At 61.1% G+C, this 21,108-nt stretch carries 18 protein-coding genes; 5 read left to right on the top strand and 13 right to left on the bottom strand.

Annotated features, from left to right (window positions below; translation table 11 throughout):
* Positions 1-106 precede the first annotated feature (106 nt).
* A complete protein-coding gene (locus tag PSH57_RS27305; protein ID WP_305386656.1) occupies positions 107-1,480 on the bottom strand; it encodes a GTPase/DUF3482 domain-containing protein in 1,374 nt (457 codons plus the stop codon).
* Entirely contained in the window at positions 1,473-2,840 is a 1,368-nt protein-coding gene (locus PSH57_RS27300; protein WP_305390488.1) for a DUF2868 domain-containing protein, read from the bottom strand. Before PSH57_RS27300 ends, PSH57_RS27305 begins: the two co-directional genes overlap by 8 nt.
* 75 nt (positions 2,841-2,915) lie before the next feature.
* On the opposite strand from PSH57_RS27300, the gene PSH57_RS27295 reads away from it, so the two are divergent.
* The gene (locus tag PSH57_RS27295) at positions 2,916-3,428 is read left to right on the top strand and encodes a dihydrofolate reductase (protein WP_305416230.1); all 513 of its coding nucleotides are present in this window, start codon (positions 2,916-2,918) and stop codon (positions 3,426-3,428) included.
* Between the two features lie 108 nt (positions 3,429-3,536).
* On the opposite strand, the gene PSH57_RS27290 is transcribed toward PSH57_RS27295, so the two are convergent.
* Entirely contained in the window at positions 3,537-4,928 is a 1,392-nt protein-coding gene (locus PSH57_RS27290) for an L-cystine transporter (protein WP_305386655.1), read from the bottom strand.
* A gap of 243 nt (positions 4,929-5,171) precedes the next feature.
* Here PSH57_RS27290 and PSH57_RS27285 point away from each other — a divergent pair, with 243 nt between their 5' ends.
* On the top strand, positions 5,172-6,227 hold the full coding sequence (locus PSH57_RS27285) for an HAD family hydrolase (protein WP_305386654.1): 1,056 nt from the start codon (positions 5,172-5,174) through the stop codon (positions 6,225-6,227).
* 789 nt (positions 6,228-7,016) lie between these two features.
* Here PSH57_RS27285 and ilvD read toward each other — a convergent pair.
* From ilvD to PSH57_RS27260, 5 genes are all read right to left on the bottom strand, one after another.
* Positions 7,017-8,858 carry a dihydroxy-acid dehydratase gene (gene ilvD, locus PSH57_RS27280; RefSeq protein WP_092452702.1) on the bottom strand — a complete coding sequence of 614 codons (1,842 nt, stop codon included), beginning with the start codon at positions 8,856-8,858 and terminating at the stop codon, positions 7,017-7,019.
* Positions 8,859-9,125: 267 nt separating this feature from the next.
* Positions 9,126-10,328: an MFS transporter gene (locus PSH57_RS27275; protein WP_305386652.1), complete on the bottom strand. Its 1,203-nt coding sequence runs from the start codon at positions 10,326-10,328 to the stop codon at positions 9,126-9,128.
* The gene (locus tag PSH57_RS27270; RefSeq protein ID WP_305386650.1) at positions 10,321-11,274 is read right to left on the bottom strand and encodes a diiron oxygenase; all 954 of its coding nucleotides are present in this window, start codon (positions 11,272-11,274) and stop codon (positions 10,321-10,323) included. Before PSH57_RS27270 ends, PSH57_RS27275 begins: the two co-directional genes overlap by 8 nt.
* Positions 11,271-12,353: a SagB family peptide dehydrogenase gene (locus tag PSH57_RS27265; RefSeq protein WP_305390486.1), complete on the bottom strand. Its 1,083-nt coding sequence runs from the start codon at positions 12,351-12,353 to the stop codon at positions 11,271-11,273. The genes PSH57_RS27270 and PSH57_RS27265 overlap by 4 nt, the downstream gene beginning before the upstream one ends.
* A 439-nt stretch (positions 12,354-12,792) precedes the next feature.
* Entirely contained in the window at positions 12,793-13,989 is a 1,197-nt protein-coding gene (locus PSH57_RS27260; protein ID WP_092395418.1) for a class I SAM-dependent rRNA methyltransferase, read from the bottom strand.
* Positions 13,990-14,188: 199 nt separating this feature from the next.
* Here PSH57_RS27260 and PSH57_RS27255 point away from each other — a divergent pair, with 199 nt between their 5' ends.
* Genes PSH57_RS27255 through PSH57_RS27245 form a run of 3 tightly spaced genes read left to right on the top strand, consistent with a single transcriptional unit; the run spans position 14,189 to position 16,233 of the window.
* Positions 14,189-15,004, top strand: a complete 816-nt coding sequence (locus tag PSH57_RS27255) for an HDOD domain-containing protein (protein WP_305390485.1) — start codon at positions 14,189-14,191, stop codon at positions 15,002-15,004.
* 45 nt (positions 15,005-15,049) lie between these two features.
* Positions 15,050-15,862 carry a bifunctional DNA-formamidopyrimidine glycosylase/DNA-(apurinic or apyrimidinic site) lyase gene (gene mutM / locus PSH57_RS27250; protein WP_305386646.1) on the top strand — a complete coding sequence of 271 codons (813 nt, stop codon included), beginning with the start codon at positions 15,050-15,052 and terminating at the stop codon, positions 15,860-15,862.
* A 53-nt stretch (positions 15,863-15,915) separates the two neighbouring features.
* On the top strand, positions 15,916-16,233 hold the full coding sequence (locus tag PSH57_RS27245) for a multidrug transporter (protein WP_305386643.1): 318 nt from the start codon (positions 15,916-15,918) through the stop codon (positions 16,231-16,233).
* A 148-nt stretch (positions 16,234-16,381) separates the two neighbouring features.
* Here the strand turns inward: PSH57_RS27245 and PSH57_RS27240 are convergent, their stop codons facing one another.
* From PSH57_RS27240 to PSH57_RS27220, 5 genes are all read right to left on the bottom strand, one after another.
* Positions 16,382-16,633, bottom strand: a complete 252-nt coding sequence (locus PSH57_RS27240) for a YfhL family 4Fe-4S dicluster ferredoxin (protein ID WP_047226031.1) — start codon at positions 16,631-16,633, stop codon at positions 16,382-16,384.
* 136 nt (positions 16,634-16,769) lie between these two features.
* The gene (gene coaD, locus PSH57_RS27235) at positions 16,770-17,249 is read right to left on the bottom strand and encodes a pantetheine-phosphate adenylyltransferase (protein ID WP_007897855.1); all 480 of its coding nucleotides are present in this window, start codon (positions 17,247-17,249) and stop codon (positions 16,770-16,772) included.
* Positions 17,250-17,364: 115 nt separating this feature from the next.
* Positions 17,365-18,960, bottom strand: coding sequence for a GMC family oxidoreductase (locus PSH57_RS27230; RefSeq protein ID WP_305386639.1), 1,596 nt, complete (start codon positions 18,958-18,960; stop codon positions 17,365-17,367).
* Positions 18,961-19,093: 133 nt separating this feature from the next.
* Entirely contained in the window at positions 19,094-19,639 is a 546-nt protein-coding gene (locus PSH57_RS27225; protein ID WP_305386636.1) for a twin-arginine translocation pathway signal protein, read from the bottom strand.
* Positions 19,640-19,666: 27 nt separating this feature from the next.
* The gene (locus PSH57_RS27220; RefSeq protein WP_305386634.1) at positions 19,667-21,097 is read right to left on the bottom strand and encodes a coniferyl aldehyde dehydrogenase; all 1,431 of its coding nucleotides are present in this window, start codon (positions 21,095-21,097) and stop codon (positions 19,667-19,669) included.
* Positions 21,098-21,108 lie beyond the last annotated feature (11 nt).

Below are 21,108 nucleotides of genomic sequence, written 5' to 3'. Positions count from 1 at the left end.
AGCAAGGCTTGCCCGCGATACAGGCGCCTCATTTCCCCAGAGATCGCGGTGTCTTCATCGCGGGCAAGCCTTGCTCCCACACATTCCCTTGCCACAGGGGGGGCATCTAGAGCTGCTCGGCCAACTGCTCGATCTGTTCCTGGCGTTCCGATTGGCTCAAGCGCGCCTGCGGATTAAGCGACGACCATTGCGGATACGCCCTGGCCTTGTTTAGCGCCTCGGGCAATTTGCCCTCGCGCCAGGTTTTGTCCTGGGGTGTGGCGATGTGGATGCTGTCCATTGCCGCATGGCCGCGCTGGTTGAGGGCTTGTAGCAGTTGCCGTTGGCGCAGGGCTACCAGGCGCAGCACGCTGTCGTCCACTGTCAGCTCCCGTTGGCCCTTGAGCTTGCCCATCAACCGATTGCCGTAGCTGCGGGCGGTTTGCAGGGCGCCGCCGGCAATGGCTCCGGCCAGGGCGGCGGCGCCGAGGGTCAGACCGCCCACCAGCAAGTCCACGCCGGCACCGGCCGCCGCGCCCGCCGCGATCCCGCCACCGACACGCACGCCCAACTGTTTGAGGGTGTCGGGATTGAACAGGTCGTCGCCCCAGCGGCCGTCGAGTAGAGGCAAATCGCTGGCGGCGGCGTCCTGGGGGCGGAAGGCGTAGAGCTTGAGCAAGGCTTCGACGCAGCGTTGTTCCCGCTGACGTACCGCGTTGCGCAGCTCGTTGATGGCCTGGCGTTCCAGCTCGGCATCGCTGGCTACGCTGCGTCGGCAAGCGGCGCAATCGATCAGCAGTTCGGCGATCAAGCGCTTCGCGCTGTGCTGGCGAGCCAGGCGTTGGGCCTGTTGATCAGCGACCAGTCGTTCCAATTGTCCACGGGCGCTTTCCAACAACAGCGCAAGGCTTTCATACAGGCGCCGCTCGCCATCCTCGGGCGGGGCGACGCTGTCGAAGCGCACCAGGGCGTGCAGCCCCAATCGTGCCAGGGCTTCGCGCCAGTCGGGCTCGCGGTGGCTGGCGCTGCTGACGAAATTCAACACTGGCAGCAGCGGTTTGCCGCAACTGGCGAGCACCTGAAGCTCATCACGGTACTTGGCCAGCACTGGCTCCCGTGCATCGATCACATAGAGCCCGGCATCGCTGGCGAGCAATTGCCGCAGCACTTTGGCCTCCTGTTCGAAACGTTGCCGTGCCTCGCTACCGTCCAGGAACCGCGCCAGGCGTGCCGGCCCGTCCAGGCGTTCACCAGGACGCTCCAGGCGCTCGAGATAATCGAGCAGGGCGATGGCGTCTTCCAGGCCCGGCGTGTCGTACAGCTCCAGCAGCGCTTCGCCATCCACCGACAGGCGTGCGCCCTCGACGTGTCGGGTCGTGCTCGGGCGGTGGGAAACTTCGCCGAAGCCGACGTCCCGGGTCAGTGTGCGCAGCAAGGAGGTTTTGCCCACATTGGTGTGGCCGACCACGGCCAGTTTCAGCGGCTTATTGGGTTCAGTCATGGCCGGTCTCCAGCCAGTTCAAAGGCGCGCAGTCAGCGAAGGGCAATTGCAGCTGTTGGAGCGCGTTATGCCAGTCGCCCAGGCGTTCGGCGTCCAGCGCTTGCCCGGGCGGGGCCTGCAGCAGCCAGATGCGGGTCGCGCTGGCGCTGCGGGCCAGCTCGGCGATCAATGCCAGGCTGCCACGATCCGGTGAACGTCGCGGGTCGCAGGCAATCGCCAGTCGCGCGGGAGGAAAGCGCGACAGTTGTTCGAGGAGTTTGTGGCGGGATTCACGGCTGTCGAGCACGCCGGCGTTTTTCACCGTGCCTGGCAGTTTCGGTGGCCAAGGCCGGTCGTCCAGTTCGATCGCCACTAGCAGTGCACCGTCGCTTTCCAGCGTGCCGACGTTACTTTCAATTTGATGCAATTGCGCGGGAGCGGCATCGTTGATGCCCAGGCGCTCGCTGCTGGGCATCAGCCGTTCCCGCAGTTGGGCATAGCCTGGCAGGTTCAAGTCCAGGCGCAGCGTGGCGCGGCCGCGACGCCAGCGCCACAGGCACAACAGCGCCAGGCACAGGCGCGGCAACACGCCGTAGACCAGCGTCACGCCCACCAGCCAGGCGGCCCAGGCCTGGCGGGCGCTTTCGATATTCAGCGCGGCGTCGCCACTGGCGCGAATCATCTCTTCGGTTGGCCCGCTCAAACCGAACAGGGCGGGCAGCGCGCCGAGGGCCTGGGTCATGACGACGAAAGTCTCGCCGCCGAGAATGGTGGTTTCCCATACAAAACCGTAGCGCCGGGTGGCCATCAGCATCAGTACGATGACCAGCGCGCTGAGCATCGCCAGCAACCACAAACCATTGACCAACGCACCGAGCGCCCAGCGATTGAGCTTGTGCCGTTGCAATAACAGCAGCAGGGCTGGCGCCAGTTGCGCAGCCTTGGCATCGCGGGCGAGTTTTTCGCTGAGCCACAACCACAAGCGCCCCAACGCGGCACCTTGCTCACCTGCAAAGATCAGGCCCAGGGCCCAGCCAATAAGCAAGATCAGGTTCAACGCCAACAGACTGCCCAGGGCCCAGAACACATTGACCGGCGTTTGTCCGTCGCCGAGTGCGGCAAACCCCAGGCCGGCGCCACTGATGATGGCGAGTACAGCCATTATGATCAGCGCCAGGCGCGCCCCTTGCAGCCAGTGATGCAGGGCCTGGCTGAGGCCGTCGCGCTCGGCCAGCCAGCGGGCGCGGTGGCGGATACGGCTGGATAAGTCGCCACCCGCCGCGCGGGCCAGGCGATTGGCTTCCTGGTCCTCGAGCGGGCCGGCGTGTTCTTCACGCAAGCGTACCGTCTCGGTCAACCAGAGGTCGTGCAGTTCTGTCAGAGGTTCAGGCACAGGCGCTTCCGTCGCAAATGAGCGTTGAGCATAACCGCTGTGGCCTCTGGTATCCTCGCCGGCATGAAAAAAACACTCCCTTTAAGCCTGATCGCAGCCCTCGGTGAAAACCGTGTGATCGGCGTCGACAACAGCATGCCCTGGCACTTGCCGGGGGACTTTAAATACTTCAAGGCCACCACCTTGGGCAAGCCGATCATCATGGGTCGCAAGACCTGGGACTCTCTGGGACGGCCGCTGCCGGGGCGCTTGAATATCGTCGTCAGTCGTCAGCCGGACCTCGTGCTGGAGGGCGCGGAAGTCTTTTCCACGCTGGAGGCAGCGGTGGAACGGGCCGAGTCGTGGGCGTTGCAGCAGGGTGTCGACGAACTGATGTTGATTGGTGGCGCCCAGCTATACACCCAGGCCCTGGATCAGGCGGATCGCTTGTACCTGACCCGCGTGGCGCTGAGCCCGGATGGCGATGCCTGGTTCCCGGAGTTCGATTCGAGCCAGTGGGAATTGGTTTCGAACCAGCCGAACCCGGCCGAGGAAGATAAGCCGGCCTACAGCTTTGAGGTGTGGGAAAAGCTGTAAGCCACATGTGGGAGCAAAGCTTGCTCGCGATTCAGACGACGCGGTGCTTCAGTCAAACCGCATCACCGTTCTTCGCGAGCAAGCCTTGTTCCCACAAGTATCAGGCAATCAAGCCTGCACCAACTCCCCATGCTCCTCGGCATCCAGTAACGCCTTGTCGGTCTGCTGCATCACCTGGCTGGTGATCGCCCCGGCGGTGATCGAGCCGCTGACGTTCAACGCCGTGCGGCCCATGTCGATCAGCGGCTCGACGGAAATCAGCAGCGCCACCAGGGAAACCGGCAAGCCCATGGCCGGCAGCACGATCAACGCGGCAAATGTTGCGCCGCCACCAACACCGGCCACCCCGGCCGAGCTCAAGGTCACAATCGCTACCAGCGTCGCGAGCCACACCGGATCCAGCGGGTTGATGCCCACGGTCGGTGCGACCATCACCGCCAACATGGCCGGGTAGAGGCCGGCGCAGCCGTTCTGGCCGATGGTGGCGCCGAACGACGCGCTGAAGCTGGCAATGGCCCGTGGAATGCCGAGGCGGCTGGTCTGGGCTTCGATACTCAGCGGGATGGTCGCGGCGCTGGAGCGACTGGTGAAGGCGAAGGTCAGGACCGGCCATATCTTGCGGAAGAAGCGCAGCGGGTTGATTCCAGCGGCGGACACCAGCAGGCCGTGAACCACGAACATCAGACCCAGCCCCAGGTACGACACCACCACGAAACTGCCGAGCTTGATGATGTCCTGCACGTTGGAACCGGCCACCACTTTGGTCATCAGCGCCAGTACGCCGTACGGGGTCAGTTTCATCACCAGCCGCACCAGACGTGTCACCCAGCTTTGCAGGGTGTCGATGGCGTTGACCACTTTCTGACCTTTTTCCACGTCATCCTTGAGCAATTGCAGCGCCGCGACACCCAGGAAAGCCGCGAATATCACCACGCTGATGATCGAGGTCGGCTTGGCCCGGGCCAGGTCGGCAAAGGGATTCTGCGGAACGAACGAGAGCAGCAATTGCGGGATATTCAGGTCAGCGACCTTGCCGGCATAGTCGCTCTGGATCACCTGCAGGCGGGCGATTTCCTGGGTGCCGGCCACCAGGCCTTCGGCGGTGAGACCGAACAGGTTGGTCAGGCCGATGCCGATAAGGGCGGCGATGGCGGTGGTGAACAGCAGCGTGCCGATGGTCAGGAAGCTGATCTTGCCCAGGGATGAGGCGTTATGCAGGCGCGCCACGGCGCTGAGAATTGAGGCGAAGACCAGCGGGATCACGATCATTTGCAGCAACTGCACGTAGCCGTTGCCCACCAGGTCAAACCAGCTGATCGAGGCTTTTAACACCGGGTTGCCGGCGCCGTAAATCGTGTGCAGGACGATGCCGAACACCACGCCCAACACCAGTGCCAGCAGCACTTTTTTGGCCAGGCTCCAGGTGCTGTGACGGGTTTGCGCCAGAGCGAACAGCAAGGCGAGGAACACCAGCAGATTGAGGATCAGCGGCAGACTCATCAAAAAACTCCGATAGGACTTGTGCCCGTCGCCTGAAACCGCGACGGTGAGGCGGGGAAGCCTAACAGCCTGATATCTAATGAATTAATAATAAAAAGGTATGTAGATTGTCGTTTATGGAATAAGGCAATGACGTTTATGGGCATGCCGCTGGCGCTATCAAGACGCAAGCGGTCGCGGGCAGGTGAGAAACGTCACAAGCATTTGTTAGCGTCGAGCTCTTTGAACCCTGGAGAAACGCCGATGAAGCTTGTACCTCACCTTCTCGTTGTCGCCTTGGGCCTGGGCCTCGTTGGCCAGGCGCTCGCCACTGAGCTCAAGCACTGGCCTGCGCAACAGGCCAAGGCGCTGGACGCGATGATTGCGGCCAACGCCAACAAGGGTAACTACGCGGTGTTCGACATGGACAACACCAGTTACCGCTACGACCTGGAGGAGTCGTTACTGCCGTTCATGGAGAACAAGGGCCTCATCACCCGTGAAACCCTCGACCCGTCCTTGAAGCTGATACCGTTCAAAGACACGGCCGAACACAAGGAAAGCCTGTTCAGCTACTACTACCGTTTGTGCGAAGTGGACGACATGGTCTGCTACCCCTGGGTCGCCCAGGTGTTTTCCGGCTTTACCCTCAAGGAACTCAAAGGCTACGTCGACGAATTGATGGCTTCTGGCAAGCCGGTCCCGACCACGTATTACGACGGCGACAAGGTGGTCAACTACAACGTCAACCCGCCGAAGATTTTCACCGGTCAGGTCGAGCTCTACAACAAACTGATGGAAAACGGCATCGAGGTCTATGTCATGACCGCGGCTTCGGAAGAACTGGTGCGCATGGTCGCCGCTGATCCGAAGTACGGCTACAACCTCAAGCCGCAGAACATCATCGGCGTGACCACGCTGCTCAAGGATCGCAAGACCGGCGAGCTGACCACCGCCCGCAAGCAGATCACCAATGGAAAATATGACGAGAAGGCCAACCTGAGCCTTGAGTACACACCGTATCTGTGGACTCCGGCGACCTGGATGGCTGGCAAGCACGCGGCAATCCTGACCTACATCGACGAATGGAAAAAACCGGTGCTTGTGGCCGGCGACACCCCCAGCAGCGACGGCTACATGCTGTTCCACGATGTGAACGTGGCCAAGGGTGGCATTCACCTGTGGGTCAACCGCAAGGACAAGTACATGGACCAGATCAACGGCATGATGGCCAAGCACGCCGCAGCCCAGGCCAAGGAAGGGCTGCCGGTGACGGCGGACAAGAACTGGGTGATCGTCAAGCCGGAAGATATCCAGTAAACCCCACGAAGCCTTGTGGGAGCGAGCCTGCTCGCGAAGACGGCGGCCCATTCAACATCGATTGCGACTGACACACCGCTTTCGCGAGCAAGCCCGCTCCCACAGGGGATCTGCGGTGGATGCAAGGCTTGCGGACGACTCGGACTACTGTGGGGGGATGCAAGGCTTGCGGACGGCTCGGATTACTGTGGGAGCGAGCCTGCTCGCGATGACGGCGGCACATCAACATCGATTGCGACTGACACACCGCTTTCGCGAGCAGGCTCGCTCCCACAGGGGATCTGCGGGGGGATGCAAGGCTTGCGAGCGACTCGGACTACTGTGGGAGCGGGCTTGCTCGCGAAGACGGCGGCACATTCAACATCGATTCCGACTGACATACCGCTTTCGCGAGCAAGCCCGCTCCCACAGGGGATCTGCGGGGGATGCAAGGCTTGCGAGCGACTCGGATTACTGTGGGAGCGAGCCTGCTCGCGAAGACGGCGGCCCATTCAACATCGATTGCGACTGACACACCGCTTTCGCGAGCAAGCCCGCTCCCACAGGGGATCTGCGGGGGATGCAAGGCTTGCGAACGACTCGGACTACTGTGGGGGGATGCAAGGCTTGCGGACGGCTCGGATTACTGTGGGAGCGAGCCTGCTCGCGATGACGGCGGCACATCAACATCGATTCCGACTGACATACCGCTTTCGCGAGCAGGCTCGCACAGGTGATCATCGGTGGTTTGTTTCACTGCAAAAAAATGCCCCGCACTAGGCGGGGCATTTTTATTGCGGCTAACGACCCTTACAACCCGTCGAGCATCGCCTTGTTACGCACCGCGCCCTTGTCGGCGCTGGTGGCGAGCAGGGCATAGGCCTTGAGGGCGGTGGTGACTTTGCGCGGACGCACTTCCACCGGCTTCCAGCCTTTGTTGTCCTGTTCAACACGGCGTCCGGCCAGCTCTTCATCGCTGATCAGCAGGTTGATCGAGCGATTCGGAATGTCGATCAGGACTTTGTCGCCGTCGCGCACCAGGCCGATGGCACCGCCAGCGGCGGCTTCCGGTGAGGCATGGCCGATGGACAGGCCCGAGGTGCCGCCGGAGAAACGGCCGTCGGTCAGCAGGGCGCAGTCTTTGCCCAGGCCTTTGGACTTCAGGTAGGACGTGGGGTAAAGCATTTCCTGCATGCCCGGACCGCCTTTTGGCCCTTCGTAGCGGATGATCACGATATCGCCGGCCTTCACTTCGTCGGCGAGGATCCCGCGCACCGCGCTGTCCTGGCTTTCGAAAATCTTGGCGTTGCCTTCGAACACATGGATCGATTCGTCGACGCCGGCGGTTTTCACCACGCAGCCATCCAGCGCGATGTTGCCGTACAGCACGGCCAGGCCACCTTCTTTGGAGTACGCATGCTCGACGCTGCGGATGCAGCCGTTTTCACGGTCATCGTCCAGGGTTTCCCAGCGAGTCGATTGGCTGAACGCCGTTTGCGTCGGAATGCCTGCCGGGCCGGCCTTGAAGAAATGATGCACGGCTTCGTCGGTGGTCTGGGTGATGTCCCACTTGGCGATGGCCTCAGCCATGGTTTTGCTGTGTACGGTCGGCAGGTCGGTGTGCAGCAGGCCACCACGGGCCAGGGAGCCGAGGATGCTGAAGATCCCGCCGGCGCGGTGCACGTCTTCCATGTGGTACTTCTGGATGTTCGGCGCGACCTTGCACAACTGCGGCACGTGACGGGACAGGCGGTCGATGTCGCGCAGGTCGAAATCGATCTCGGCTTCCTGGGCGGCGGCCAGCAAATGCAGGATGGTGTTGGTGGAACCGCCCATGGCGATGTCCAGGGTCATGGCGTTTTCGAACGCCTTGAAGTTGGCGATGTTGCGCGGCAGCACCGACTCGTCGTTCTCACCGTAGTAACGCTTGCAGAGCTCGACGATGGTCCGGCCGGCCTGCAGGAACAGCTGTTCGCGATCGCTGTGGGTGGCGAGGGTTGAACCGTTGCCCGGCAGGGCCAGGCCCAGGGCTTCGGTCAGGCAGTTCATCGAGTTGGCGGTGAACATGCCGGAGCACGAACCGCAGGTCGGGCAGGCGCTGCGCTCGTACTCCGCGACTTTCTCGTCAGACGCGCTGGAGTCGGCGGCGATCACCATGGCGTCCACCAGGTCAAGGCCATGGCTGGCGAGCTTGGTCTTGCCGGCTTCCATCGGGCCGCCGGAAACGAAGATCACCGGGATGTTCAGGCGTAAGGCCGCCATAAGCATGCCGGGGGTGATCTTGTCGCAGTTGGAAATGCACACGATGGCATCGGCGCAATGGGCATTGACCATGTATTCGACCGAGTCGGCGATGATCTCGCGACTGGGCAACGAATAAAGCATGCCGTCGTGGCCCATGGCGATACCGTCATCCACGGCAATGGTGTTGAACTCTTTGGCTACACCGCCAACGCGTTCGATCTCCCGGGCAACCAGTTGGCCCAGGTCCTTGAGATGGACATGGCCTGGCACGAACTGGGTGAAGGAGTTGGCAATGGCGATGATCGGCTTTTTGAAGTCGTCATCCTTCATCCCCGTGGCGCGCCACAATGCACGGGCGCCGGCCATGTTGCGGCCATGTGTGGATGTTTTCGAGCGGTAATCAGGCATGGAGCACTCCGGGCGGCAAATCAGGTACGTATCAGGTATCAATGGGAAGTGAGCTTCTGTTGACGTCTGGAACACCCGGGTTTGGCCGTGTGTCCGGAAGTGGCCGACGACTTTGCAGGATCACTGCGCGCCTCAGCATGAGCTCATAAACCCGCCGGGGATGAATGGCGATGAATGTCGCGATTCTACACCGCTGGCGTCAGGATGAAATGACGCAAAGTGCTGATCGGGCGCCAATGTCGCGCTCGGGATGACGACTGGCAACCTTCAACCCGTCGCCAGCGCCCTGTGGCGATGCCGAAGTAGACCATTGAGCCCCAGCCCCAGGAAGCTGAGCAGTATCAGGCATAGGGCCAGGGTGGTTTGCAGGTCCAGCGGAGTGAGGCTGAGCGCAGCACTGGTCAAACCGCCGATAATGAAGATCAGCACGCTGCCGGCCGAGGCCGATGTACCGGCTTGCTCGGGGAAGATATTCATCGCCCGGGTGTGGGCGGCTGCACGGGCAATGGTCGTTCCGGCGGTGCACACGATCATGGGCAGCAACAGGGTAGTGACCGACAAGCCGAGGTGGCTGGAGAGCCCAAGCATCAATACACCCGCCGTCAGGATCAGGCACAGCCCCGTGAGGATTTGCGTCTGTGGGTCGATCCGGTTGCTCAGCACGGTCGCGAGCGCTCCACCGCCGATATAGGCCAGCCCGTAGCCCAGCAACGTCAGCGAAAAAGCCTTGGCCGACAGTTGCAGTTGGTCGATGAAAACCAGCGGTGAGATGACGATGAAAGAAAAATGGCAGGAAAAAGCCAAAGCTGACGTCAGCCAGTACGCCATGAAGTTGAAGTCACTGCATACCTTCCGGTAGGACGCAATGAAGTCCGGGCGCCTGGGTTGGCTATCCGCTGGTAAAGGCTTGAGTAGGAGACTGGCACTCAAAAACACACTGACAGCCAGGGCAATGAATACCAGGAAGCTGCCGCGCCAGCCCATCCAGCTTTGCAGCCCGGTGCCGGCCAAGGGTGAAACGGAAATGAAAATGCCGCCGCAGGTGACCAGGAAAATCCGTAATCGCTGCTGCTCCTGGCCTGTAAACAGGTCCTGGATCAATGCCTGAGAGAGCACGAAACAACCACATCCCACGGCTTGGATGACCCGGAAAAGCAGGAAGAACCAGTAGTCGTTGGCGAGTACGCACCCGATTGCACCGAAGGCGGAGACGATGATCCCGATCAACAACAGGTTTTTTCGCCCCATGGCGTCGGAAAGCGGGCCGACCAACAATTGCGACAGGGCGATACCCACCGCGAACAGACTGACAGACAGGGCGATATCGGGCGATGGACGCTCAAAGTGTTCGGACAGTGCCGGAAACGAAGGCAGCACCACATCGATGGGGAATACGCCGAGCATGGTCAGCATCAGCAATAAGCCGACAGTGGCCGTTTTGCGTGTGGCGAGATATTGAGTGTCAGCCATCGATAAACCCCGCCTGGAAGAACATCTGCCGATTGAGGGCGTCATCGAAGAAACCTGCCTGCTGCATGGCCGCGAAAGTCGATACCGCCCCCGAGCGCACTCGTCGGGCGTGAGCGTCCGGTTGCAGGAGGTTTGCAACGATCTTCAAAGAGTCCTGTTCGTCGAAGCCGACACTGGCGAGGCTATGCATCAACCAGGGGGTGTCGGGCTCGAAGTAAAGGCCGACGACGTCCAGCAGCAGCCTTGCGGCCAGGGCACGCTGGTCAGGGGCCAAGGCGGACCACAGGTACTGGAACACCTCGCTGAAATAGCGACTATGGCGCGCCTCGTCCTCGAGATGATTTCTGAGCATCTGGTAAACCGTGGAGACCAGGGTCTCGCGGGTGATGGACAGCAGCTCCTTGGCGATGATCGTTTCGGAGACGAACCCCAGCAGAAACCACGCCAGGGGGTGATCCGGGGGGGTTGTGGCGTCGATCACGCCCAACAGTCGGCCGATGCGCCTGGGGAGCGGCCGGTCGCGGATGTCGTACAGGGCGGCGATCTGTTCGGCCACTTCATTGGAAAACAGTGCGTGATAACCCTCGTCGGTGTAGAGCTGCAGGCCGGCGGTTTTCATCTGGCAGGGGATCGGTACGGCCAGTTCGCCATGGACAATGGTTTCCACCGCGCGATTGACCACTCGGTGTTCGAGCAAGGTGGTGTAGTCGAGGAAATGCACCAGGTGGTTGGCCGCCAGGCGTTGGGCAGTGGCGCGCCCCGCCTTATCGATCAGCGGATGTTCGATATAGGGCATGAAGGCTGGCGCAAACCAGTCCCGACTGGCGAGTTGATGCTCCAGATCGTCGGGGAGGCGGTAATTGTTTTTCCGCACACGCACCGCAGCTTTGTTATCCCAGTCGCCCAAGGTGTAGCGAGGCATCTGAGTAAAGGTCGGGCCGGTCATGATGCAGAGTCCTGGCCATTGACCAGCGCCATCAGTTCCTGGCAGTGGACCTGCCCGTCGCCATGACCGCAGCCGACAAAAAACAACGGCTGTTCGGGAGTGTCTTCAAGGTCAAGCAGCCGCTCCACCTGACGGTCGCTCAATGCCCCGGTCAGCCAGGTCTTGAGGCCCAGCGCAGTGGCCACCATCAAAAAGGTCTGGGACACGTGGCCCGTTTCGACAAAAGCCATTCGATAGGCACGGGAGTGTTCGTACTTCCACCAGAGCTTGTCGAAGCGCGAAGTGATGAACAGCCCGAATGGCAACGGATCAATGAAGTGCTGACCGCTTAGCAGTTGGCCCAGGGGGGCATCCGGTAGCGGCTGCACGAGGCTCAGGGCATGCTCGTCCGGGTGGTAGGCGTAGACACCCGGCTCCAGGCCGCAGACGTGGCGCACGTATAGATAACCTTCGCAGGTATTCAGGCCGCCGCCCGAGGGGCTGCTGCGCCGTGCGCCCAGTGTTTCGGGATGGCCGGTCTCATGGACGAAAGGGCGCTCTTTCAGGTAGCCCAGGGTCAGGTACAGGAGGGTGCTGACTTGCTCGATTGAAATGGGTTGTTCGCTGAATGAGCGAGAGGTGCTTCGACTGACAAGCGCCTGTCCCAGCGAAACGTCCTCGATGTCGACCAGGGAGGAGGAAGGCAGGGTAATCCGGTCGACCGGGCACGGTTTTAGGCGGCGAGCCGGCGGCGGTGATGATAGAACCTCGTTGCAATGCTGCAGATACAGGGTTGCCCATTCATTGGCGCTTTGGGGAACACTTTCGCAAGGAATATTCTTTGTGCCGATATGAAATATTCTGGATAACTCGTCCCACCCCCATTCGAGGGCTTTTTGGGGTTCTGCTGTCAATATCCCGGCATTCAGGAGTTCGATATCGATGGGGTTGCAAGTGTCGAAGTGTGAAGGGTCGTCAATCAGTTGTGCCAGTCGAATTGAATAATGAAGATCAAGCTCGAATTGAGTGTGATGTTCATAGTTCCATACAATCTGATGCGGCGGGCGCGCAAGTATGAAAACGCACGGATTTATATGCATTAAGGTTTTTCCGCAGGGGTGGCGAGTGTGGATGGGCTGGGGCGCCGGCACTCCCCAGCTCCACCCTTTACTGACTTAGCGGCTTGTTGGAATAATCAGGCCGGCCAGGTTTGCGATTTTGTTAGCTTCCAGATTGATTGCTTTCATGATGCAGCTCCTTTGTTTAAATAATTGGTTTGAGTAAGTGTTGTTCTTTTCGATAGTCATCACTTGCGAAGTGACAGTTCAATCATAGTTTTTAATGGGTGTTTGGCAAGTGGACATTGAGTAGGAAAGTTCTAGTAATAATGTGGGATGGCTCATACGAAAAGTTCATTTGTAGGCATTGACTTAAGCGCGCGGTAACTTTTCGCACATGCAAAAAAAACGCAGCCAGGGCTGCGTGTAATGAACGTCAGTGTCCGGGGGCGGGAGCCTTGGCTCCGGCCCCGCAGATCATTCAGCTGTTGGGCAACAACCGGCAGGTGATGCTCTTGATGTAGCGGGTTTCGGCGATGGCGGGGTGTACCGGGTGGTCCGGTCCCTGGCCGCCGCGTTCGAGCAGTTGGATGTTGCGATCCAGGTGCCGGGCGCTGGTCAGCAGGATGTTCTGCAGGTCGTCTTCGGGCAAGTGCATCGAGCACGAAGCGCTGACCAGGATGCCGTCCTTGCTGAGCAGGCGCATGGCTTGTTCGTTGAGGCGGCGATAGGCGCCTTCACCGTTTTTCAGGTCTTTCTTGCGCTTGATGAACGCTGGCGGGTCGGCAACGATGACATCGAAACGTTCTTCGCTGGCCTTGAGTTCTTTTAAAGCTTCGAACACGTCGCCTTCAATGCAGGTCAGCTTTTCGGCAAAGCCATTCAACGCCGCGTTGCGCTCTACGCCATCGAGGGCGAAGGCCGAGGCGTCGACGCAGAATACTTCGCTGGCACCGAACGCCGCGGCTTGTACGCCCCAGCCGCCGATGTAGCTGAACAGGTCCAGGACGCGCTTGCCCTTGGCGTATGGTGCCAGGCGTGCGCGGTTCATGCGGTGGTCGTAGAACCAGCCGGTTTTCTGGCCTGCCATGACCGGTGCTTCGAACTTCACGCCGTTCTCTTCCAGGGCGACCCACTCCGGTACGAGGCCGAACACCGTCTCGACGTAGCGGTTCAGGCCTTCGGCGTCGCGGGCGGCGGAGTCGTTCTTGAACAGGATGCCGCTGGGCTTGAGGACCTGGGTCAGGGCGGCGATCACATCTTCTTTATGGGCTTCCATGGTGGCGGAGGCGATCTGCACCACCAGAATGTCGCCGAACCGGTCGACCACCAAGCCAGGCAACAGGTCGGAATCGCCATAGACCAGGCGATAGAACGGCTTGTCGAACAGACGTTCGCGCAACGACAACGCCACGTTGAGACGATGCACCAGCAGGGATTTGTCCAATGGCAGTTTCACGTCACGGGACAGCAGGCGGGCGCAGATCAGGTTGTTGGGGCTCATCGCGACGATGCCCAACGGCTTGCCGCCAGCGGCTTCGAGGATGGCCTGGTCGCCGGCCTTGAAGCCGTGCAGCGGGGTGGCGGCTACATCGATTTCGTTGCTGTAGACCCACAGGTGGCCGGCGCGCAGGCGACGGTCGGCGTTGGCTTTGAGGCGCAGGCTGGGCAGGGACATGACGTCGCTCCGGAAAAAAGAGCGGGAGTATAGCGTGTTGCGGCGCGGGCGGGGCTTGTGGTGGACATGTGGTGCAATTTGCCCGACGGTGTATCGGATCCATCTTTAAGGGTTAGAATCGCCGCCTGACCCAGAGTGTATGCCCATGTCCGAAGAGCTTTCCGCCGCACAGATCCAACAGTCCCTGCAAGGCATCAGTGTGCCGCCCCAGCCGCAGATCATGGTGGATCTGCAGATGGAGCAGTACATGCCTGATCCGGACCTGGAGACCATTGCCAAGCTGATCTCCCAGGACCCGGGCCTCTCGGGTGCCTTGCTCAAGATCGTCAATTCGCCGTACTACGGCCTGCGCAATAAGATCACTTCGATTCAGCGCGCGGTGAACCTGCTGGGCAGCCGTTCGATCATCAACCTGATCAACGCGCAGTCGATCAAGGGCGAGTTGCACGATGATGCCATCGTCACCCTGAATCGTTTCTGGGATACGGCCCAGGACGTGGCGATGACCTGCCTGACCCTGGCCAAGCGCGTCGGCCTGGAAAATGGTGATGAAGCCTACGCTTTGGGGCTGTTCCATGATTGCGGCGTGCCGTTGATGCTCAAGCAGTTCCCCAATTACATGAGTGTGCTGGAGCAGGCCTACGCAAATGCCAGCGCCGAGTGCCGGGTGGTGGACACCGAGAACCGCGTATTCAATACCAACCATGCGGTGGTCGGGTATTACACTTCCAAATCCTGGCGCCTGCCGGACCATGTCAGCCAGGCCATCGCCAACCACCACAACGCCCTGGCGATTTTCAGCGATGAGACGTCACGCAACAACAGTCAGCTGAAAAACCTGCTGGCGATCCTGAAAATGTCTGAAAACATCTGCGCATCGCACCGGGTCCTGGGCAATCAGCCGGTAGACCATGAGTGGTCGTGTGTCGGCGCTCTGGTGCTCGATTACATCGGTTTGTCGGAATACGATTTCCAGACCCAGAAACAGGAAATTCGCGACCTCGCCACTCGCTAGGCGTCGAAAACCAGCTCCAGGCCTTCGCCTTATTCGAGAACCCCCATGCCAGAACTGCCGGAAGTCGAAACCACTCGCCGCGGAATTGCGCCACACCTGGAAGGGCAGCGTGTCAGCCGCGTGGTCGTGCGCGATCGACGATTGCGCTGGCCGATTCCCGAAGACCTTGACGTGCGACTGTCAGGGCAGCGGATCGTGCAGGTGGACCGGCGAGCCAAGTACTTGCTGATCAACGCCGAAGTCGGCACCTTGATCAGCCACTTGGGCATGTCCGGCAACCTGCGGCTGGTGGAAATCGGCATGCCCGCCGCCAAACATGAGCATGTGGACATCGAGCTGGAATCCGGCCTGGCCTTGCGCTACACCGACCCGCGCCGCTTCGGGGCGATGCTCTGGAGCCTCGACCCGCTCAACCACGAACTGCTGATTCGCCTCGGGCCGGAACCGTTGACCGATCTATTCGATGGCGAGCGTCTGTTCCAGCTCTCGCGAGGGCGTTCCATGGCGGTCAAGCCGTTCATCATGGATAACGCCGTGGTGGTGGGGGTGGGCAATATCTATGCGACCGAAGCGTTGTTCGCCGCCGGGATCGACCCGCGTCGGGAGGCCGGAGGCATTTCCCGGGCGCGCTACCTGAAACTGGCGATCGAGATCAAACGCATCCTTGCCCATGCCATCGAGCGCGGCGGTACAACGCTACGTGATTTCATCGGGGGAGACGGCCAGCCGGGTTACTTCCAGCAGGAACTGTTCGTGTATGGCCGGGGTGGCGAGTCATGTAAGGTCTGCGGCACGGGGCTGCGGGAAATCCGCCTGGGCCAGCGCGCCAGCGTCTGGTGCCCGCGCTGCCAGAGCTGATCCGTCCTACGGTCTATAGTCTAGGGGCCACTTAGCCCCCGAAGGATCGCCCGATGAATCTGCTTCGACCTGTCGTTCTCGCGCTGCTGTTGTGTATCGGTTTGCCTGCCCAGGCGAACAGCGGCAGCGGCGACCCGCGCTACACCATCCAGAATCCGCCTGCCTACGCCATGATCGGCGACCTGCTGATCGCCCGCCCATTGCTGCTCGCCGCCACCGTGATCGGTGCCGGGGCATTTGTGGTGTCGTTACCCTTCACTGCATTGGGCGGTGGCGTCGGTGACGCGGGGAAGGCGTTGGTGGTGGATCCGGCGAAGGCGACGTTTGTGCGGTGCCTGGGGTGTGTTGGCGAGGGGTTTGAGCAGGAGTGATTTCGCTGTGGCTGCTGGCCTCATCGCGAGCAGGCTCGCTCCCACAAGGGATTTTGCTTAAGACACAAACTTTGTGAACACAGCCGGTCCCTGTGGGAGCGAGCCTGCTCGCGATGAGGCCTGCACAAGCGCTACAGAGTCTTCTGGCTCAAACCTTGCCAGTAATCTTGCGATATTTCGCCATCAACTGTTCTTCCGTTTCCGGATGGGCCTCGTCCAGCGGAATGCAATCCACCGGGCAGACCTGCTGGCACTGGGGCTCGTCGTAGTGGCCGACGCACTGGGTGCACAGGTTCGGGTCGATGACGTAGATCTCTTCGCCTTGGGAAATGGCCTCGTTTGGGCACTCGGGTTCGCAGACGTCGCAATTGATGCAGTCGTCGGTGATGATCAGGGACATGCAGGCTCCTGCCGGGGCGTGGAGCCCGGGCATCTGAAAAACGTATGTACGCAATTGTGCCGCATTGGCGAGCGCAGTGCACGCGGGCGCGATGGACTGCGCTGTGCCGGCTGCGAAGCGGATCGCAGCCAGCGGGTTATTTCTTGAAGCGCAGGGTCAACGCATCGGCCACTGCCGGGTGGACGAACTTGGTGATATCGCCGCCCAGCGCTGCAATTTCCCGCACCAGGGTCGAGGAAATGAAGGAGTAGCGCTCCGATGGCGTCAGGAACAGGCTTTCGACGTCCGGCGCCAACTGGCGGTTCATGTTGGCCAGTTGGAACTCGTATTCGAAGTCCGAGACCGCACGCAGGCCACGCAGGAACACATTGGCGTTCTTTTCCTTGGCAAAGTGCGCCAGCAGCGTCGAGAAGCCGACCACTTCCACGTTGGGCAGATGTTTGGTGACCTCGCGGGCCAGCTCCACACGTTGCTCCAGCGGGAACAGCGGGTTTTTCTTCGGGCTGGCGGCGACGGCAATGATCACATGGTCGAACAGGCGCGAGGCGCGTTCGACCAGATCGCCATGGCCCTTGGTAATAGGGTCGAAGGTACCTGGGTACAACACTCGGTTCATCGCGTCGTCCTGGCGGGTGTCCGTTGGGGAGTCGGATGGTATCGCAGCCTACTCGGTCGGCCAAGTCGGCTGTGGGGTAAGTAAGCACTATAGACAGGGCGAATAATCCGCAAACTCATGGATTTTTCAAGCGATCGGCCAGGGAGGTCGCCAATTGTGCCGTCAGCCCGTACACCGATAATTGCGGATTGGCGCCAATGCTGGTGGGGAACAGCGAGCCATCATGGATGGAAACATTACTCAATTGATGATGGCGCCCAAGGCTGTCGGTGACGGCGCTTTTCGGATCTTCGCCCATGGCGCAACCACCCATCACATGGGCGCTGCCCAGGCGCGTGCGGTACAGGGCAAGGTCCAAGTCGTCGATCAGCGTACGGGCCTGGGCCAGGGTTTTCACGTAACGGGCGTCGCTGTGCATTGGCATGACCGCCCTGGCTCCGCCGGCGAACTGAATCTCGGCCATGCTGTGAAACGCCCGGCGCAAACCGTCCCAGGCATAAGGTGACACCGCGTAGTCGAGCACAGGTGTGCCGTCGCTGCGCAACTGAACGTTGCCGCCGCTGCTGTCCGGGTGAAAACCATCGCGCAGTAGCGCCAGCATGGCGTGGGTGTGGGGCAGTTGCGCCATGTGCTCGGCATTCTCGCTGCCAAACCCGCCCAGCAGCGCTGCGGCGAGGGCCGGGTGCAGGGGCGGCACTTCCAGTTTGTAGGACATCTTGCCGGTGGTGCCGTCCTGCCACTGGAAATGATCTGAATAAATCGATTGTGGCGCGCCGTAGAACGGATTGATCACCTCGTCGAATTGACCGGCCGACATGTTCACCAGGTGCAGGAAGGTGCGTTTACCCAGGCGCGCGTGCGGGTCCGGCGCTTCGGAGCGCAACAGCAAGGCCGGGCTGTTGATGCTGCCGCCGGCCAGTACGTAATGCCGCGCCTTGACCGTGATGTGCCGCCCTGTCGGCGCCACGCAGCGCTCGTCCATGGCCAGGCATTCGAGGCCGACAACCGCATCGTTTTTGATCATCAGCCGTTCGGCCCGTGCCAGGTAAAGCAGCGCGCCGCCCTTGTCCAGCGTGGCCGGAATGGTGGTGACCAGCATCGACTGCTTGGCGTTGGTCGGGCAGCCCATGCCGCAATAGCCCAGGTTCCAGCAACCGCGCACATTGCGCGGGATGACGTGCCAGCTATAGCCCAGCTGTTCACAGCCTTTGCGGATCACGTCGTTGTTGGCATTGGGCGGAATCGGCCAGGGCGCCACCCCCAGGCGCTGTTCCATTTTTTCGAACCAGGGCGCCATCTCCTCAGGGCTGTGACCCTTGACGTTGTGCTCGGTGACCCAATGATCAAGGGTTTGATCGGGCGTGCGGAAGCAGGAGGTCCAGTTGATCAGTGTCGTGCCACCCACTGCCCGGCCCTGGAGAATGGTGATGGCGCCGTCCTTGCTCATGCGTCCGAGGCCTTCCTGGTAAAGGCTGGTGTAGGCCTGGTCCTCGAGCAGCTTGAAGTCATGACTGGTTTTGAGGGGGCCCTCCTCGATCAACAACACCTTGTAGCCGGCGGCGCTGAGGATTTCGGCCGTGGTACCCCCACCGGCGCCGCTGCCGATGATCGCTACGTCCGCTTCCAGGGTCAGGTCCTGGGCCAACTGCGCACCGTTGTAGGTGGTCCAGCCGCGGGCCAGGCCTTCGCGAAAGGGGTCGGATACGGGCATGTTTGGGGTCTCTTGTTGTGTCTGAGTGGGGGCGGCGCGCTTGAGTCAGCCATCGCGAGCAAGCTTTGCTCCCACAGGTGCCCGGCGATCCACTGTGGGAGCAAGGCTTGCCCGCGATAGAGCCCGCTCGGTTTCAAATCTTCGGCGGTCCAGGGTATCTGCAATGCGCCCAGGCCTCGGCCCGGCTGTACCACGCCATCATGATCATTTGCAGCAACGAGCTATGACCCTGGCGAAGCAGGTCCAGCGAGCTGTTTTCCCACCGATCGAGAAATTTTCGGATGTCATCGGCGCTGGCGTTTTCCCACGTGCCCCAGATCCCGGTCAGTGGCCCACGGGTAATGCCCAGCGTGAGCACGTCGAATAACTGGTGCGTGAGTTTGAGCATGGGCAGGGACAGATGAGCCAGGGCGGTGTCCAGGCTTTGCAAGGTCGCTTCCGCGGCGCCAGGAAGCTTTTCAGCGACCACGGAGCCATCCAGCATCACCGGAATGACCGCTCGCAAAAACGCCAAGTCGTTGTCACGCAAGGCGACAAGACCGCTGGCCGAACGGCTGGGCCGGCAACCGCTCAGGCTGGCACCCAACCCGACGGTGACCAGGAAGACGCTGGCACCGAGGCTGAACTGCAGCAGGCCGCGGCGTGACAGGACGGGTGTATCGATCAGGCTTGGGGTCATTATTGTTATTACCCGAAAAGACTGCGGCTAGCGGACAAACAACTTCTGGATCAATTTCTGCAGTGGCTTGCCGTAAGGCGGGTAAATCAGTTTCGCGGCGTTGAACCGCTGTTTGGTCAGTACGCCCTTGGCCTTGCTGAACGTCAGGAAGCCTTCGTGCCCGTGGTAGTGCCCCATTCCCGAGGCGCCAATGCCACCGAAGGGCAAGTCGTCCTGGGCGACGTGCAGCAGCGTGTCGTTCAAGCAAACGCCGCCGGAATGGGTCTCGTTGAGTACGCGATTGTGTTCGGCCTTGTTGTAGCCAAAATAGTAGAGTGCCAGCGGGCGAGGCCGCTGATTGATGTAGGCAAATGCCTGGTCCAGGTCCTGATAGGGCACGATGGGCAGCAGCGGGCCGAAGATTTCGTCCTGCATGACGGTCATGTCATCGCTGACGTTGAGCAACAGGCTGTGAGCCATGCGTCGCCCCTGGCCTCGATCGAACAACTCGATCAGCAACGCGCCCTTGCTGGTGGCATCGCTGATGTAGCCATTGAGCCGCGCTAATTGTCGTTCGTTGATGATCGCGGTGTAGTCCGGATTGTCAGTCAGGGTCGGATAAAACCCGCGAACCGCTTCGCGATACGCTTCAACGAATTCTCCTACACGGTTCTGCGGTACCAGCACGTAGTCCGGTGCGACACAGGTTTGCCCGGCATTCAGGGTTTTGCCGAATGCGATGCGCTCGGCGGCGTCCTTGAGGGGCACGTCCGCGGATACGATGGCGGGCGATTTGCCTCCCAGTTCGAGTGTGACCGGGGTCAGGTTCTCGGCGGCTGCGCGCATCACGTGCTTGCCGATGCTGGTGGCGCCGGTGAACAGCAAGTGATCGAAGGGCAACCTGGAAAACGCCATGCCGACCTCAGCCTCGCCGAGCACCACGCACACCAGATCCTGAGGGAAAATTCGCGCCAGCAATTGCTTGAGCAGCAACCCGGTAGCAGGGGTCGATTCGCTCAGCTTGAGCATTACTCGGTTACCCGCCGACAAAGCCCCCACCAGCGGCCCGATGGCCAGGAACAGCGGGTAGTTCCAGGGCACGATGACCCCGACCACGCCCAGCGGTTGGTACACCACTTTGGCTGACGCCGGCTGGAAGGCCACGCCGACCTTGCGCCGGGAAGATTTCATCCAGCCCTTGAGGTGTCGGCTGGCGTAATGGATGCCGTGCAGGCTCGGCATGAGCTCGGCCAGCAGCGTTTCGTCCGCGCTGCGGTGGCTGAAATCCTGGCTGATAGCGTCGATCAACGCCTGTCGTTCATTGCTCAATAAGTCTCGCAACGCCTTGAGCCATTGCCGCCGCTGCTCGGCGGGCGGCATCGGATGGGCGGCATAGGCCTGGCGCTGGACGTCGAAGAGCGTCTTCAGTTCGCCCACGTGCTGTTGAGCTTCGTGCAAGTAAGCAACGTCGGCAGGCATGGGCGGGCACC

Origin of the sequence: Pseudomonas hefeiensis (assembly GCF_030687835.1) — a bacterium.
Lineage (GTDB): Bacteria > Pseudomonadota > Gammaproteobacteria > Pseudomonadales > Pseudomonadaceae > Aquipseudomonas > Aquipseudomonas hefeiensis.
Note: the sequence above shows the minus strand (reverse complement) of the source record. Positions and strands in the feature narration are given on the sequence as shown.